This is a genomic window from Paenibacillus sp. 1001270B_150601_E10 (assembly GCF_015558675.1).
In the GTDB taxonomy this organism is placed as follows: domain Bacteria; phylum Bacillota; class Bacilli; order Paenibacillales; family Paenibacillaceae; genus Paenibacillus_B.
Genome location: NZ_JADMOL010000001.1, coordinates 188,507 through 205,510 on the forward strand (window position 1 = coordinate 188,507; position 17,004 = coordinate 205,510).

The window sequence follows — 17,004 nt, forward strand, 5'->3', positions numbered from 1 at the left end:
AACAAATGGGTGTCAGCTGCCAGTTAATCGACATCATCATTGCGCCGCCAAACACAATCATCAGCACCATGTTCAGGATTTGGGCGAAACCAAAGCCAACAAACTGTCGAACCCCCTCAAGGTCCGCGGTCAATCGAGACATGAGGTCTCCTGTTCTTGCCTTGTCATAGTAACGAAAAGATAGCGATTGCAATTTGCGATAAGAAGCATTGCGCATTGCATAGGCCGTATAGTTGCCGACTCTTCCCCCAAAGAAGCCGTGCAAAAATTGTAAGGTGCCCTTAAGGCTAACAACGGCAACAACCGTTCCAGCTAGCCAAGGCACCCATTCGTACTTCTCCTTTGCGATTACGTCATCGATCAGGATCCTGAGTAAGTTCGGATACACAAGTCCTAATGCCGTGGCGAACATCAAGCAAAGGATGGATACAAACAGCAGCTTTTTTTTCGGCCAGTAAAAAGGTGCTAGCTGTTTAAAAACGTCCATGATTAATCCCCTCTCCGTGTTTCTAACGATATGTACCGCAGTTTATCATCACGCTATATTAACTTCAAAACCAGTTTTCCTCCATTCTGACGTAAATGAGTCGATTCTTTGTCGTTAAGGCACCATAACCGTATGTAATCTTTTATATCTGCCGTATTCCTACCTTCACATCCCTTTCTTGGCAATCAAAAAACCCGGACCGCTAAAAACGACCGGGTTTTGGAAAAGCATGGTTGTAATCGATACCATTTTGATATAAAAATAGCTAAACTGATCTCATAATGGTCATGAATAAGCCTTTGACTTTTTTACAACTAATGTAAGAGCCTGCTCCAGCCTTTCCACCTGCTTCGGATCATCCAATGCTTGGAGCATCGTTTCTTCATATAACTTCAACTGCTCGACGGAACTTGACTTCCACTTCTCCAATGTTGACAGCCATTGCTTCCATGCATGGATCGTGAACGTCTGTCTTTCCTGCTCAAGCGAATCAGAGATGAATTGAGCTGCTCGTTCATCAAGCCGTGTACGAAGCTGTTCGCGTCCTCCACCCGTGAAGAAATACTTGCTGCTCTTGTACAGGGACATGAGCTCACGCTCTTGGATTGGATAGGCTTCTATCCACGTATTGGCCGATACCCTAAGAGAAGGGGTTTCCCAAGCTCCCATCTTCCAATCATCCGGCGCATAATCAGGAAGCAGGGCGTTCACTTTTTCCCACATGTGCTTTATAAAGGCTTGAAGCTCCCGCTTCGCAAACTGCTCAAGACGAAGACTTGTTGCCAACAATTCGTTCGTGAGCTCCAACGTCAGCGTCGATTCCCAATCTCGCAAGCACTGCACCAATGCACTAGCAATATGCGGGTTATCTCCCCTAAGCGTTGCAGGGTTAAATGCATGGGCGAAGCTGTCATGCGAACGATACAGAATACGCTGCTTGACATGGTAGAGAAGCTCATCGCTCTCTTGAGCAATGAATCGCTCCACGGAGGTTCCATCTGCCTCAGAAATTAGCTGAACGGCTTCTTCTGTTCGAATCGAGAGCAGCTTCCGCTGTTCCTCTCGTGCTTTGCTATCGAGCTTAGCTGCTTGGTTTAGTGACTGCAGCTGATGCTTCAGCTTCTCAACATCTGATAGAGCAGCTTGTTCAACCATTCCTATAAGCTCATGGTCTACAAACCGATAGAAAGCCTCTTCGAAGGAACGGAAGCCCGATGCCGTATATAACCCCATGTCTTGGCGTTCTTTCGCCTCAAGCCCTTGGAGACTCGAAACCGGAAATAATCGCGGCTCACGAATGCCGAACTCTTGGAGGCGTTCCTTTACATATTGTAGAACACTTTCACGTTCCTCTTCTGATGAAGCTAAGTCGCAGGCATTCACGACAAAGAACATTTTATCCAGCTCAAAGGCATCCTTCACTCGTCCTAGCTGCGTTAGAAACTGACGGTCCGCTTGAGAGAAAGCATGATTGTAATAGGTCACGAAGATAATGACATCTGCATTCTTGATGTATTCAAACGACACGCCCGTATGCCTAGCATTAACCGAATCAGCACCAGGCGTATCAACAAAGGTAAAGCCTTGCTGAGTCCAAGGACTGTCTAACAGCAGGTCAATTCGGTCAACAAAGGCGGATTTCCGTTCAACAGCTACAAACTGTCGATACTCCTCCTCTTGAACGTGAAGCACGGTTCCAAGATGCTGCTGATGCTCTTCATACCCTTGAATAACGGCTTGAATGAAGCTGTAATGAGGCCTTCCTGCTGGATGCACCTGATCAGGCTTCCATTGTGCCGCTTTTTTAAGCGCATCCTTCATCTTTAGAGATTCCGCATGGTCAGCTCCTAATCGAGAAAGGGCATAGCGCAGATCCTCCAAGAGCGTTTCCTCAGTCTTTAGGCGAACTGCTGCTGTACGATGATCCTCTTTCGTTTCCGCTAATGAAATCTGATTAATGGCAGCCGTCGTCGGATTAGGCGACACAGGAAGCACGGACTCTCCAAACAATGCATTCGCAAAGGATGACTTTCCTGCGCTAAATGCACCGAATAGTGCCGCTGTATATCGCTGATTCGATATTCGCTCGCTCTTATCAATTAGATTGCGACGAACAGCTGCTAAAGCTGGAATATCCTTCGTTGCTGCAGCAGCCTCCTGTAGTAGTACGTGGATACGATCCTGTCGCTCACGGTTGTGTGGAGCAGCGGAATTAAAGGTCTCCCACGCTGCTGTGGACGAATCAGAATCCTTGCTGCGTGCCGTCTCAACGCTTGACGGCTCCTCTTCGACAACGAGCAGTTGAGGCACTTTATGTGATGAGGAGCGCACCTCAATAAGATGCTGCTTCAGATGAAGTTCCGCATGCTCGATATCATGCGGCAGGTTATCTTTTAAACGTTTATACTCCTCTATTACCGCTTCCATGCCCTTCAACAATTCTCGTTCTTTTGATGTCTGTGCATACAGAGTTTGAAGCTCACTCTCGATCTTTGAGCCTTTTGTTAGCTGAAGTTCATGAATGACGGCTATCAATCGATCCACATGCTCTAACATGATCTTGCGAATTTCGCTCTTGGCTTGATCACTCTGTACTCTGCAGTAATTAAGCGTATACTCTCCACTTCCTACAGAGCTTGGTTGTACGGCATTGATAAACCATTCTCCCGAAAACATTGGAAAGGCCTGATCCAGCTCTTCAACAGCCTTTGCTTCATCCGCTGCTGCTTGAGAGGCAAGCCTGCGAATCATAACCAGGACATGCGGTCGAATATTGCCGTCCACTTCCTCGCTAAAGCGTCGAACGAGAGTTTGAAGGCGCTGCTCCTTTTCCTGCTCCGTCTTCTTAGCACTGAACAATAAGCCAACTTTAAAGCCTGGCTGCATGCTTTTCAGAAAATCATCTGTACAATCCCGAAGAACCGCTGGTGTAATATTTGCATCCTTCAGCAGCTTATCCAGCTCTTTTACAACCTGCTCTCGAAGCTTCGTTGAATACCGTTGGATCTCCTCGGCTTGGGACTCTTTTTCTTGCAGCTGCACATGTAGCGACTGAGCCAGCTCTTCTCCTCCGATCGAAGCTTTCCATTCCTCTAACTGTGCCTTGAATGGTTGGAGTTCACGCTCTTTATATTCTTCCAGTAGAGCAAGTGCGGATCGAATGAGAGTCGCTGCCGATAACTCCTGACTATCTTGAACAAACTGTTGCAAGCCTTTCTGGAAGAGCTCCCACTCATTATAAGGATGTTCCAGCGCGCGCATCGAAATATAATAAATCTCGACAGGTTCGATTCCCCATACCTTCAACGCACTTCTGACATCAGCTTGGTATTGGGAAAATGGCAGCTCTTGCTCTCGATGTTTATCAATCTGATTGACAACCCAAATGAGCGGTTTCCCTGCCTCGGCTACCTTTTTTGCAAAATCAAAATTCATTTCGGATTGGACGTGATTATAATCCGTCATGTATACAACGACATCCGCCATATGAAGGGCCGACTCTGTTGCTTCACGATGAAGAGGATCGGTTGAATCTACGCCTGGCGTATCCAATAATGCAGCTCCGTTCTGAAGCCAAGGTATCGGTTCAAAGATCGTGATGCGTTCCACCTGTTCGCCATCTCGACAGGCATCTTCAAGCCGTTCAAGCGGAACCTCTTCCTTGTACCTGCTCTCCTTGCCTGTTGGTTGCGAGCCTCTTCGTATAAGCTCTACCTTGGATTCCCCATAGCGCACTGTTACTACATTAGCGCTTGTTGGGATGGGGCTTGATGGGAGCAGCTGCCTGCTGCATAGCTGATTAATGATTGTCGACTTCCCTGCAGAGAAATGTCCGCACATCGCAAGCACAAACTGCCGCTCATTTGCTTTATCCGCAAGATCTTTCAGCTTGAGCTCAAGCTCTTGATTGTCTCTTCCAGCTGCATGCGCAGCTAATTGGACAAGTATTTCATGCAATTCTTGGTTTGTATTCTTCGCTCCCCCGATGTCAGAAGAATACACTTTTGATTTCACTTCCTGCTGCATCGTTTGATTCTACCTCACTCCCACGCGGTATAACGAAACATGTATAACAAGCAAGCTAAAAAAAAGAAAAAACCGAGCAGCTCGGCTTCCTCTTTTTGCCTGTTTGCTCGGTTTCTAGTGTACCATATTTTGCTGTTCAGGTAGAATAATTTCAAATTGTTTGGAATGCTGGAGAATCGTGATCCCTTGATCCTTCACTCGCATGACCACGACATTGCGCTTTTGACGAAGGCGATCCACATACTCTTCTGGCACATCTCCTGCACCGTACACGGTAACCCCGTCAACTACGATCTCTTCATCTTCGCCTACGCTTTGTTGCATCACTTTGTCATAAATATCTGAGAATTGCTCAAAATTGTCTGTATACACCGCTATACATTTCAAATCTACCGACCACCTGTCTCTAATCTTCTTATTTACCAGTCTTTCTCGATGGAGCTGTTTTCATACGTTTTTTTCCGAATTTACACATATCAAGTAAAGGGCAAATCTCACACTGCGGGGATTGAGCTTTGCAGTGATAACGACCAAAAAAGATAAGACGGTGATGGGTTAGCGTCCACTCATCACGTGGAACTTTGCGCATCAACTTCTTCTCTACTTCTAATACACTATCTTCTTCATCAGCAAGCCCCAATCGCTTCGAAACCCGCTCAACGTGCGTATCCACTGCAATCGCGGGTACACCAAAAGCATTGGAGACCACAACATTCGCAGTCTTTCTCCCTACTCCTGGCAGTTCCGTAAGCTGTTCATGCTTGCTTGGAACCTCGCCGCCATATTGGTCTATTACAATTCGGCACAGCTTTTGAATATTTTTCGCTTTATTTCGATATAGCCCAATTCGACGAATATCCTGCTCAAGCTCTTCTAAAGGTACAGCGAGATAATCTTCCGGTCTCTTATACTTTTGAAATAGATTCGCTGTAACCTTGTTTACCGTCTCATCCGTGCATTGAGCAGACAACAGCACCGCAATCGTCAGTTCAAAGGGATTCGAATGATGCAGCTCACAATGAGCATCTGGAAACATCTCGCCGAGTGTATCCAAGATTCTACGAACCTTTGCACTTGTCGCCACTCTTCATTCCCTCCTATCCATCTTTATGCATTATATCACTGACTAGTAGGCGAAACCTAGTGTTATATGCAAACTGTCCCATCCAAATGTTGGACGGGACAGTTCAAGTAATCCTTCTATAGATAAATGTCGATAGAGGCTACCTTAAAGCTTTTCAATCTCAATAACTTGACCCTTTTGGAAATAAAGTACGAGTGAATCTCCATCTTTCAAAGAATTGACACTAATCGCATTTCCTTTACTATGAATATACGCATTCGCATGAATCGTATAACGATAGTTGTTATCATTTAGGTTGCTGCGGCGAACAGACAACTCTCTATTGGACGTATCATACTTCCAGAATGTTTTGTTCAAGCCTGTCATGACTTTAAGGACTGATGCATTTTTTGCATCCTTGCGTGCTTCAACACGATCGCCTACTTTAAGTGAGCCAAGGCTTGTAGTTGATCCGGATTCAAGGAGAACTGTAAGTCCATTTGCTGCTGTATAGGATGAAGTTTGACCAGCATAATTCTTAACGACAACAATCCCATTGGATAGATCTATGGATTCCACAATGCCAGTAGTTACAGGAACCACACGAAGTTCAATGAGGTTGCTGCCATCAAAGATTGCATTCACTACATCATTAGCCGATAAGCTTGAGAGGGTGATACGTTCGTTCTTCTCGTTATAGATCGGCAGACTGCCAACACTAAATTCTTTCACAATATTGCTTGTATCACGGAGCGATACACGGTTGGTGCTTGTATTCACTGTTGCTACTTCAAACTGCTTATAGCTGCGCACAGCCAAAGAGATCACATAGTTTTGATCAGTGGACAGCAATGCTGTTACGTATTCACCGTTGTTGACATCTGTCAACGTTGCATTGCTCTTGCCATATAGATCCACGCTCAACAAGGAGTTTTGGTATGGCAATGTGACCATTTGATCGTTAGCAAGCTTCATAGTAATCGTGCGAGAAGTCGTGCTTGCATGAATAAGTGTTCCTTCATACTTGTGAACGATTTGTACAAGAAGCACTTTGTCGGCAGTATATTGGATGTTAATCTTTCGCGAGCCATTCAGCATCGAAAGGATCGCTTCACCCATAATTGGATTGCCGTTGTACTCATATTTGGTATCATCGCTCAAGTAGAAGATATATGGCTTGTTTTTGTCATCCGTAACCGACAATAGCTTTTTCGTCTTATCATAGTTGATGACGGAAGCACCAATTAAGGATTCCACTTTACGATCGATAACTTCAATTTGAGTCACTTGATCATCGCTATTTACCGTTAGCTTCACACGATCTCCATATTCCCCTGCGACAAGGTCATCCACCGTTGGGTTGGTCATGCCCTTAATCACAACAGATACACGTGTTACAAGGCGCTTCGCTTCCAACTTGCCGTCTTCCTTCATGATCGTAACGCTTGTTTTTGTAGGCCCAACTTCATATAAGCGTCCTTGGATCGTAACCTCTGGAGCTTTAGATAATTCTATGCTTGTAACGACGCTATTCTTAACCGTATACGTAATCTTCGTATTCAAGCTAAGATCCTTAATCCCATTCGATAAAATCGTATCTCCATAGCGCACAATCGCATCCTCAGCGACACGGAAAGACTCTTTTATGCCTCCATCCGCTTGAATCTCAAGATTGCGGTTCGTTGTATCAATCGCAGTAATCGTACCTGTCGCGGTCTTGTTGACTGGACCAGACTTCACTTGAACAACTAGAACTTTGCGTTCTTGAGAGAAGGTTTCTCTTGTAATGGAAATCTCTGAATCTACTTTCAGATCTTTTGCTGCAATTACGTTGCCGGAAGCATCCTTGAAGACCGTATTATCTTCAAATTGTACGCGGGTATCGGTTGTACCATTAAAATTAACAAACAACGTTTTTTCTTTGTCATCTGCAATCACATACTTCACTTTACCCGTTACCGTCTCTACCTGCTGCTTGGCATCTACAAGTTCCACATAAGGAGCGCTGCCCATATTGGAGATAACCTTCACTTTTGTATAGAGAGGGATATCGCTCTTGGCAATGGATTGTTCGCTATCGGACTTGTACCACATGGTTTTGTTGTCAATGCGATACGATGTCCATTTTCCATCCTCTGAATACAACTTGATTGCGCTGTCTGTTACTTCGCTTACAATGCCATACTCTTGGTCTTCATAGTTAATCTTGCTTACAGCATCTCCGCGGCTAAAGAACGTAGCGATTTGAGCTCTCGTTACTTTGCCCTGCGGATCAAAGCGATTCTTATCCACACCAGTAGTCAAGCCAAGATCTACAGCCACATTCACATAGCCTAAGTTGCCTGCACTGATCTTGCTGTTATCCGCAAATGAGGTTGGGAGTGTCATAACCTGCTTAGCATCTGATTCCTTGCCAACAGAACGAACCAGAATTTTTGTAATCCACTCCCGGGAAGCCTTTTGATCTCCCCAAGGTTTCTTAGGATCCAAGTTCTTCAGCTCTTCATCACGATCAAGCAGACCTTTCTGGAAAGCAAGCACAATATAAGGCTTGAAGTAGTTGCCAACTTTAAAATTTTCAGGCAGTGCAACGTTAGCTGATTCATTCAATTCCTTTTCAAGGTCCATGAATCGAACCGCAAGCGCGATCGCTTCCTGCTGCGTAATATCGTCAGATGGTCTGAACTGACCGTTGTTTCCTTTCAAAATACCTAATGCTGCAAGCTTATGTATATGCTTCTCAGCCCAATGACCGAGCTTCACGTCGCTAAATACAGGACTGTATGTGCCTGCTGCAGCACTTGTCGTCACTTCAGTTTGTTCTACTGGAGCAGCAAGAACCGCTGGAACCGCGGATACCGTCATTGTCATTGCCAAAAGCGCACTAGTTACGGTGCTGACTTTCTTCTTCATGTTCGGCTTCATCGTATCTCTCCTCTTTCTCGATAAAATCTCCTAAAAGCTTATAATTCGACACAAACAGGGGCATATCCTGCCCCTGTTTGCGATTCTTTTTCATATCATGTTATGGGCGAACGTATGGATGCTCCAACGATACGTGTCCCATTAGGCTCTCAGTTGCTTCCCCATCCACGAGTATATCGATGGATTTGACTTCATCCAATTGGAACAAAGTCTTGGTCAGCGCATCAATCGCGTAGGATTCTCCGCCAGCGCCAAGATGTCCGTCCTCTGGAACGTGAACGTCGATCGTCAGCATGCCCTTGTTGTCGAGCTTCCAAGATTTGAACTCAATCTTTTTCCAAAGCGCGACTGTCTTCTTACCATCTGTTTGCAATGCTTTCAAAGCAGCCTGAATCTTCTCGTCAACATTACTGAACGTAATCGTTGTAGTCTCAGACTGAAGATCCATAAACTCATCATCTGTTGCATAAACGGTAATCGTCTGCTGCTGCTTGTTCGCGCTTGGCTTATCCGTTTGATCTGAAGGTGTATCCTTTGATCCGGATCCGCTATTGGAGTTCGTTCCATTGGTACCCTCAGAACCTTCAGAGCCCTTATCTCCATCTGGATTCTCTTGATGATTGCCGTCTGTACCTTGATTTGTATGCTGATCAGTGGAATCCGTAGGCGGTTGATCCCCTGACGAAAGATTCTTATTCGAGCAAGCTGCAAGCATCGTGATCGCTAATACAAAGATCATGAGTCCTAACCATTTTCTTTTGTTCATATCCAATCAACCTCCTTGTCATGGTTATACACGTATGACGAATTTCTCAAACATATTCCGTCAAGAAAGTCCGAGATACGCTTTTATGCCATTAAACACCTGTTCAGCAACACGCTGCTGGAATTGCTCATTGTACATTTGAGCCTCATCGTTTGAATTGCTCAAGAATCCAATTTCGAGCAATATTCCCGGCATCTTCGTATTCCGTATTACATGGAAGTTCCCTTGGCGTACACCACGATCTTTTAACTGGGTGCCTTTCATGAGATACTTGTGCATCACATCAGCAAATGCCTTGCTTTCTGGACGATACCAATACGTCTCTGTCCCATTCGCCGCTGCGGAATCCGCACTATTCCCATGGAAAGATATGAACAAATCTGCATTAAGGTCGTTTGCCACCTTCACTCGATCAGAAAGCTCTACGAAGGTATCATCTTCTCTCGTTAATACGACGTTGAAACGGTCATCCTTGCGCATAAGCTCAGCGACCTTGAGCGTCTGCTGAAGCGCAAAGTTTTTCTCAAGCTTTTTATTAACACTGACAGCACCAGAGTCATGAGCACCATGACCTGCATCCAATACGACCGTATACTTTCCATCAGGCTTAGTTGGAGGGGTTGTTGTACCATTATTGCCTCCTGAAGTATTCGCACTGAGCTCAAAGGAAAGAAGTCCACTGCCGTTCTTCGACGTCTTTACTTGAAGTGCATAATTGGCATCTACAACAAATCGTACCGTATCCGGTTGGAACTGTGCAAATCTTACTTGCTGCACATCTGGATATCCTGTAATAACCTGAGTTCCTTGAGACCCGTTAGCATTGCCGTATTTCTCCATGAACTCCTGATTAAACGTGGTATTCGGAAGATCAATGATCACTTTGTGAGGGTTCGTCATCATTGAGATTTTCGGTTGTACGTCTTTCTCAAGAGAAATATGTAATGTGTTTTCACCGAAAACAAAATCCTGTACCTTGATCAAGCTGGAATTAGGGTCTGTCGTACCTGTTCCATCTTCGGATCCGCCTGTCCCCGGCGTGGAAGGATCAACGGTTGAGCCACCGTCTGGCGTAAATAAGTATACGGCTTTAGCGGTATTGTCCCAATCTACCGTCAGCCCAAGGCTCTCTCCTACAAATCGCAGCGGAACCAGCGTTGAGCCGCCTGAGATGAATGCCGGCTGATCAAGTACGACTTCTTTTCCGTTAATCGTTGCCTTCTTGCTGTCAATCTTCAATTCAATTCGCTTGTTATCACCATATATGACAACCAATCGCGCGTTCTTGTCCCAATCAACCTTATACCCTAGCGTCTCCGATACAACGCGAATTGGTACCATTACCACATTGTTTTTTAACGTAATGGGTTCGGGAAGTTTAACAGAACTTCCGTCTAAATAAAGCGAGGGTTGTGGGGCAGCCTGTCCCACCTGTGGAAATACAATTGCTAGAAGAAACATGAACAACAAACCAGTCAACCATTTTTTTGATTTTTGCTGCATCTTCACCTCTACATCCTTTCGTATTGTTCTGACACTCTGAATCTATGAAATAACGTTCAAAGGAACAGACGTTAATTTAGACGAAAAAAAAAGACAAAAGTTGCGTCAATCCAAATAATACTGACAAAGAAATTATAGCTTATTTTGCCATTCTTCGTCAGTAACAAAAAACACGAGCCTAGCAAATAATGCTAGAACTCGTGTTTTTGTGGATTGCAATGCTAATCTATCCATCTATTATGCTTGTACAGGGTACGCTAGACGATCTTGGTGCTTCGCCTCGTAAGCACCGATCGCGTCATCATGCTTTAGCGTCAGGCCAATATCGTCCAGTCCTTGCAGCAGGAACTGACGACGATGCTCATCCAGCTCAAAATCATACGACAAGCCATAATCGTCGGTTATTTTTTTATTTTCAAGATCAACATGAAGCTGATATCTCTCATGCTGGCTTGTGCGCTGGAACAATTCTTCCACCTGCTCCTCCGAAAGCTTGATTGGAAGAATGCCGTTTTTAAAGCAGTTATTGTAGAAAATATCGGCATAGGATGGTGCAATTACACAGCGGAAGCCAAAGTCCAATATCGCCCAAGGTGCATGCTCGCGTGAGGAGCCGCAGCCAAAGTTTGCACGAGAGATCAACACGCTTGCCCCTTGATATTGCGGTTGGTTTAAGCTAAACGAAGGAATCGTATTCCCCTCTTCATCAAAGCGCCATTCATAGAACAGGAATTGGCCAAAGCCGCTTCGCTCAATTCTTTTCAAAAATTGCTTTGGAATAATGGCATCTGTATCTACGTTCACACGATCCACAGGCGCTACGAGCCCGGTCATAGTTGTAAATGCTTGCATCGGCTTATCCCCCTAACTAGTTCAACACTTCTGTTTTGATTTCCCAATTCCGTACATCCACAAAGCGACCTTCAATTGCTGCTGCAGCTGCCATTGCAGGTGATACAAGATGCGTACGGCCTCCGCGTCCTTGACGGCCCTCAAAGTTACGGTTAGACGTAGACGCACAGCGCTGGCCAGGTTGAAGCACATCCGGGTTCATCGCGAGACACATGCTGCATCCTGCATCACGCCATTCAAAGCCCGCTTCCATGAACACTTTATCAAGGCCTTCCTTCTCTGCCTGCATTTTTACACGTCCAGAGCCCGGCACGACAATAGCCGTTACTTTCTCGCTCACTTGATAGCCTCGTGCAATTTCAGCCGCCGCACGCAAGTCTTCAATACGTCCGTTCGTACAGGAACCGATAAAGACGTAATCGATGCCAATCTCCGTCATTGGCGTTCCTGGCGCGAGTCCCATATATTCTAAAGCCTTCTCAGCGGCTTTGCGTTCGTTTTCTGTGCTGAAGTCTTCAGGACGAGGAACAGCAGAGGTAATGCTGGTACCCATGCCTGGGCTGGTTCCCCATGTCACCTGAGGAATCAAAGAGTCCACATCGAATTCAACAACCGTATCATAGACTGCGCCTTCATCGGTTGACAGTTCGCTCCAAGCTTTCACCATTTGATCAAAAGCTTCGCCTTGTGGCACATACTGACGACCTATCAAATAATTGAAAGTCGTTTCATCTGGAGCAATCAAGCCAGCCCGCGCGCCTGCCTCTATGGACATGTTGCACACGGTCATTCTTTCTTCCATGGAGAGCTCACGGATCGCATCACCTGTGTATTCCACTACATAGCCCGTTGCAAAGTCTGTACCATATTTCGCAATGACGCCAAGAATCATATCCTTTGCGGTTACACCTGGTTTACGCGAGCCAATGAAGCGAACCTCCATCGTCTTCGACTTCGCCTGCTGCAAGCATTGCGTGGCAAGGACATGCTCAACTTCGCTAGTTCCGATACCAAATGCTAGCGCGCCGAAAGCGCCATGTGTCGATGTATGGCTGTCGCCGCATACGATGGTCTTGCCCGGGTGTGTAAGCCCAAGCTCTGGCCCCATAACGTGCACGACCCCTTGATCCACATCGTTCAGATCAAATAAACGAACGTCAAAGTCCTCGCAGTTTTTAGACAGTGTATCAATTTGCTGCTTGGAGATTGGATCTGTAATGTTGAAGCGATCCTTCGTAGGCACATTGTGGTCCATCGTTGCATAGGTCAAATCAGGACGACGCACCTTGCGCCCGCTCAAGCGGAGTCCTTCAAAGGCCTGAGGAGAAGTTACCTCATGCACCAAATGGAGGTCAATATAAAGAATGCTTGGCTTTCCTTCCTCACCTACAATTTCATGTTGATCCCAAATCTTTTCATATAACGTCTTCTTCGTCATATTCCTCACCTCTCGCATTGATCTGCGTTCTCTATGTGTTGCAATCAATATATCATTCCTTTATTCATAGTTCCAAGATATAATATCTATAATATTAATAGGTTTGGACTATATAGTTCAGAGAGGTGTATATATGGAATTTCGTCAATTGCAGTATGTATTGCAAATCGCGGAGGAGCGCAACTTTTCACGGGCGGCGGATAAGCTTCATATTGCCCAGCCTTCATTAAGCCAGCAGCTTTCCAAGCTGGAAAAGGAGATTGGAGTACTGCTATTTCAGCGGACAACCAACTCTGTTGAAATGACCCATGCAGGCGAAGTCTTTGTAGATCGGGCGCAGAAGATTCTTGATTCCATGGAGCAGCTTCGAAAGGAAATGTCCGATATCTCCCAGACGAAGGCTGGCAAAGTAACTATAGGCACGATGCCCATCACGGGCTCGCATATTCTCCCTCATGTCGTCCCGCAGTTTCATAAGCGTTATCCGGACATAGACTTTGTCTTAACTGAAGAGCCTTCAACGTCAAATTTGATTAAAATGACCGCTCAGGGCAAAATCGATCTTTGTCTCCTCTCCCTGCCCATTCATGAGGAATCACTATCTTATGAACCCATTGTTGAAGAGGAAATATTTCTCGCTGTTCCAAAAGAACATGCGCTGTACAAATCTTACATCGAGCATCGCGAGCCGGTGGATTTAGAGCTTGTGCAGGAGGAATCATTTATTTCACTAAAAAAGGGACAAGGCTTTCGACAAATTACGATTGACCTATGCCGAGAAGCTGGGTTTGAGCCTAAGGTTGTCTTTGAAAGCAGCAATATCGAGACCGTGCAATCTCTAGTCGCTTCCGGCATGGGAATAGCCTTTGTGCCCTCGCTTATTGCAACAGCACCAAGAAGTGAATTTGTACCCGCGTATATTCCAATCCAGTATCGTCCCTCTCGTAAGCTGGTGCTAGCTTATCGTACTGGGCGTTATATGTCTAAAGCAGCCGAAGCATTCATGGAAACATTAAAAGACACGGTTGCTGTTCAGTTCAGCGACCGTGTCCGTGCCGTTCTCCAGCCTGCAAAGCCTACGGAATAGAGCTTTAGGATCAAGGAGCTTGAGATATATTCAAATCAACAGGAGAATGACCAGGCGGTGGCTCAGATGCAAATAGCGCCTCAACCACGGCTTGGATATTCGCTGTTGTAGCCCCATAGCTAATAAAGCTTACAGGAACTTGCTCCAATGATTTCACATCATATGGGGAGCCGATCGATACCGAAGCCATTGGAATATCGCTAGTTGCAACATACTGGATGGCTCGTTTCATAACATCCTCATTCTGACGCATCAGCTGTAAATCTCTTGTTACAAATAGAATACCGTCCTCGTCTGAATTCATCTCGGATAGATGAAGATTGTTTCTTACTTGATTCTGCGAGAGGGCCTTAAAAGAAATGGTTTCTGTTGTAAGAGAGGAATGGTCCGAGAGTGAGGATTGAATGGCCTCATTCAGCAGCTTAATGGCATAAGGATCCGTACCGACGATATGCAGACGCTTCATCCGTGAAGAAATGAACGGGAGATGCGATGACTCACCCTTCATCGTTATGGCCTGCCTTGCCACTTGCAGAGCAAATTCAAGATCCCCATTGTTCTTCAACCATTTCTCAGCATGCTTGATCTGTTCTTCCTTTGTGGCCTGCTCTTCATTCTTATCCAGAAGGCCATACTTTGCTTTAACCGTTAAAATACGGAGGACGCTGTCATCGATGCGCTCATGAGACAGCCGACCTTTAAGAACCGCATCCACCAAATGCTCCTTCACCCGAGAAGGGTGAGCGGGCATTAACAGAATATCCACTCCTGCATCGATAGCCCTTTCACTCGCTTCTTCAATGCCGAAATGCTGCTCTATTGCCCCCATATTCATTGCATCCGTAACAATTACGCCTTGAAAATTCATTTCTGTACGAAGCTGATGAGTAATCAACGCTTTCGAGAGAGAAGCGGGCTTATATACAGGTTCTCCATCTTTTTTCGAAATGATTGTAGAGTCATCAAGAGACGGTACCGCGACATGCGCGCTCATGACCATATCCACACCTGCTTCAATTGCATCCTGGAAAGGCTTTAGGTCCATCATCTTCATCTGTTCCTTCGAATGATCCAAAACAGGCAGATTAATATGAGAATCAACGTTTGTGTCCCCATGACCAGGAAAATGCTTAATGACTGCTGGGATATTTGCTTGATGCATCCCCTCTATCATTGGCAGCACATACTGACTCACAACATCAGCGGATGAACCAAAGGATCGAATACCGATCACGGGGTTGCTCGGATTGCTGTTTACATCTGCAACGGGTGCAAAGTTCAAATTCATGCCGAGCGCGTGCAAATTGTGACCCATACGCGTTGCTGTTTCGCGTGCATAATCGGGATTACCCGCTGCGGCAATCGCCATATTGCCGTTCATTCTTGACATGAACGGAAAGCGAGACACGACGCCACCCTCTTGATCGACCCCAATCCAAGCCGGAACTTTCAACCCAAGTTCTCGAAGCATTGAGGTTTGCTCAATGGTCGTTTGAATCGTTTCCGCATTAGAGCGAAACAGAATGACGCCGCCAGGCTTCATGTTCTCGAGCGACTGCTTCATGGTTGAGGTTGGATTCTCCACTTCAACAGCTGACATATCGACAAAGAGAAGCTGGCCGATCTTCTCATCAAGCGACATCTGAGCTAGCAGCTGTTTGGCTTTAGCGCGTGCCTCTTCATTGCGTTTCTCCTGAGCTTCGCTTGCCTGCGATTCGGACGTAGCACTTGATACAGTCGGCTTCTGAGGCGTATTGCCTGAGGGGCTTGAAGGCGGTGATGTCACTGAAAAGCGTTGAACCAGCTCTTGAAAGCCTCCTCCCCAAGCTGCGACACCAGCCACGATAAGAAGCAAGCTCATGCTTCCTATAAGCCAGTAACGACGGTATCCTTTCTTATTTGCGGGACGAGACTTCGAACGTCGTTGTTGCATAAGCATTTCCCCTTAGTCTTGCATGATTACTGATTAGCTTGTGCACCCAAATGGTAGATATGCGGCTTGCGATCCTTGAACACTGGAATTCGTGAACGAACATCAGGGATCTGCTCAAGGTTTATTTTCCCCGTTAAGATTATCTCTTCATCAGCAGCAGAAGCTGTAACTTCTCCCCATGGGTCAATAATCATGGAGTGTCCGAAAAAGGAGGTGACTTCACCATGATCCCCAATACTGCTGCCCATTCGATTACAAGCGACAACCGCCATTTGGTTTTCTATTGCTCTAGCCGCAAGCAGCGTCTTCCAATGATATAATCTTGGATTTGGCCACTGTGCAGGCACAAAGAGCACTTGAGCGCCGCTTAGGGCGAGCGTTCGGGTCAATTCGGGGAAACGCAGATCATAACAAATGATGCTGCCGCAAGGAATACCATCCAGCTCAAATCGATTAACGGACTCCCCTTCCGTTAAATGCAGGTGCTCATCCATCAAAGCAAATAAGTGTATATTCGCTTACTAATTCGCCTTGACGGTTATAAATATAGGTCACGTTGCGTACTTGGCCATTCTCTATTACAGCAACGGACCCTCCAACGATATTGACTTGGTGTTTAAGCGACAAACGGTGCAGCAGTTCTTTTGACCGCTGTCCCCTCTCATCTGCTAGCACTTGTATGGAAGTTAGGGCATAACCAGCGTTCCACATTTCAGGCAGCACGATCACATCCGGTCTTTCATTGCCCTTCATGGCTTCTTCTACAAGAGCTTCCACCCGCTGATAATTCTTGTCCGGTTCACCGATTACAACATCCATTTGAACGACGCTTATGTTCCATTCCGTTGATTTCATGTTCGTCCACCCTTCATCTGTGTCACTTTCTTCCATCATATCTTTTCATGGAAATCCGTCAAGGTGGGC

13 protein-coding genes are annotated in these 17,004 nt (G+C 45.8%); 1 reads left to right on the forward strand and 12 read right to left on the reverse strand.

Translation table 11 applies throughout. The annotated features are described in order from the left end of the window. From I2H74_RS24410 to leuC, 9 genes are all read right to left on the reverse strand, one after another. Positions 1-487 (reverse strand): ABC transporter transmembrane domain-containing protein (locus tag I2H74_RS24410; protein ID WP_267490696.1); only part of this gene is annotated, 487 nt, incomplete at its 3' end. Positions 488-772: 285 nt separating this feature from the next. Then, a complete protein-coding gene (locus I2H74_RS00930) occupies positions 773-4,513 on the reverse strand; it encodes a dynamin family protein (RefSeq protein WP_229106269.1) in 3,741 nt (1,246 codons plus the stop codon). 114 nt (positions 4,514-4,627) lie between these two features. Beyond that, the gene (locus I2H74_RS00935; RefSeq protein WP_195570845.1) at positions 4,628-4,900 is read right to left on the reverse strand and encodes an NAD/NADP transhydrogenase alpha subunit; all 273 of its coding nucleotides are present in this window, start codon (positions 4,898-4,900) and stop codon (positions 4,628-4,630) included. Between the two features lie 28 nt (positions 4,901-4,928). Continuing rightward, the gene (gene nth, locus I2H74_RS00940) at positions 4,929-5,597 is read right to left on the reverse strand and encodes an endonuclease III (protein ID WP_195570847.1); all 669 of its coding nucleotides are present in this window, start codon (positions 5,595-5,597) and stop codon (positions 4,929-4,931) included. Positions 5,598-5,741: 144 nt separating this feature from the next. Beyond that, a complete protein-coding gene (locus I2H74_RS00945; RefSeq protein WP_195570848.1) occupies positions 5,742-8,501 on the reverse strand; it encodes an S-layer homology domain-containing protein in 2,760 nt (919 codons plus the stop codon). Positions 8,502-8,601: 100 nt separating this feature from the next. Beyond that, on the reverse strand, positions 8,602-9,267 hold the full coding sequence (locus I2H74_RS00950; protein ID WP_195570850.1) for a GerMN domain-containing protein: 666 nt from the start codon (positions 9,265-9,267) through the stop codon (positions 8,602-8,604). Positions 9,268-9,327: 60 nt separating this feature from the next. Continuing rightward, positions 9,328-10,770, reverse strand: coding sequence for an N-acetylmuramoyl-L-alanine amidase family protein (locus I2H74_RS00955; RefSeq protein ID WP_195570852.1), 1,443 nt, complete (start codon positions 10,768-10,770; stop codon positions 9,328-9,330). A gap of 237 nt (positions 10,771-11,007) precedes the next feature. Further along, positions 11,008-11,622: a 3-isopropylmalate dehydratase small subunit gene (gene leuD, locus I2H74_RS00960; protein WP_195570854.1), complete on the reverse strand. Its 615-nt coding sequence runs from the start codon at positions 11,620-11,622 to the stop codon at positions 11,008-11,010. Between the two features lie 16 nt (positions 11,623-11,638). Then, entirely contained in the window at positions 11,639-13,060 is a 1,422-nt protein-coding gene (gene leuC, locus I2H74_RS00965) for a 3-isopropylmalate dehydratase large subunit (RefSeq protein ID WP_195570855.1), read from the reverse strand. 133 nt (positions 13,061-13,193) lie between these two features. Here leuC and I2H74_RS00970 point away from each other — a divergent pair, with 133 nt between their 5' ends. After that, positions 13,194-14,147, forward strand: coding sequence for a LysR family transcriptional regulator (locus I2H74_RS00970; RefSeq protein WP_195570857.1), 954 nt, complete (start codon positions 13,194-13,196; stop codon positions 14,145-14,147). 10 nt (positions 14,148-14,157) lie between these two features. Here I2H74_RS00970 and I2H74_RS00975 read toward each other — a convergent pair whose 3' ends face one another. Genes I2H74_RS00975 through I2H74_RS25070 form a run of 3 tightly spaced genes read right to left on the reverse strand, consistent with a single transcriptional unit; the run spans position 14,158 to position 16,935 of the window. Further along, positions 14,158-16,080, reverse strand: a complete 1,923-nt coding sequence (locus tag I2H74_RS00975) for a glycoside hydrolase family 3 protein (protein ID WP_195570859.1) — start codon at positions 16,078-16,080, stop codon at positions 14,158-14,160. Positions 16,081-16,106: 26 nt separating this feature from the next. Further along, a complete protein-coding gene (locus I2H74_RS25065) occupies positions 16,107-16,574 on the reverse strand; it encodes a nitrilase-related carbon-nitrogen hydrolase (RefSeq protein WP_324253969.1) in 468 nt (155 codons plus the stop codon). Beyond that, a complete protein-coding gene (locus I2H74_RS25070; RefSeq protein ID WP_324253970.1) occupies positions 16,567-16,935 on the reverse strand; it encodes a nitrilase-related carbon-nitrogen hydrolase in 369 nt (122 codons plus the stop codon). The genes I2H74_RS25065 and I2H74_RS25070 overlap by 8 nt, the downstream gene beginning before the upstream one ends. Positions 16,936-17,004: the final 69 nt, after the last annotated feature.

Coding starts and splice junctions, on each gene's coding strand:
- I2H74_RS00930 (WP_229106269.1), bottom strand. CDS start 4,513: ATGCAGCAGGAAGTGAAATCAAAAGTGTATTCTTCTGACATCGGGGGA.
- I2H74_RS00945 (WP_195570848.1), bottom strand. CDS start 8,501: ATGAAGCCGAACATGAAGAAGAAAGTCAGCACCGTAACTAGTGCGCTT.
- I2H74_RS00950 (WP_195570850.1), bottom strand. CDS start 9,267: ATGAACAAAAGAAAATGGTTAGGACTCATGATCTTTGTATTAGCGATC.
- I2H74_RS00955 (WP_195570852.1), bottom strand. CDS start 10,770: ATGCAGCAAAAATCAAAAAAATGGTTGACTGGTTTGTTGTTCATGTTT.
- leuD (WP_195570854.1), bottom strand. CDS start 11,622: ATGCAAGCATTTACAACTATGACCGGGCTCGTAGCGCCTGTGGATCGT.
- leuC (WP_195570855.1), bottom strand. CDS start 13,060: ATGACGAAGAAGACGTTATATGAAAAGATTTGGGATCAACATGAAATT.
- I2H74_RS00970 (WP_195570857.1), top strand. CDS start 13,194: ATGGAATTTCGTCAATTGCAGTATGTATTGCAAATCGCGGAGGAGCGC.
- I2H74_RS00975 (WP_195570859.1), bottom strand. CDS start 16,080: ATGCAACAACGACGTTCGAAGTCTCGTCCCGCAAATAAGAAAGGATAC.
- I2H74_RS25065 (WP_324253969.1), bottom strand. CDS start 16,574: ATGGATGAGCACCTGCATTTAACGGAAGGGGAGTCCGTTAATCGATTT.
- I2H74_RS25070 (WP_324253970.1), bottom strand. CDS start 16,935: ATGAAATCAACGGAATGGAACATAAGCGTCGTTCAAATGGATGTTGTA.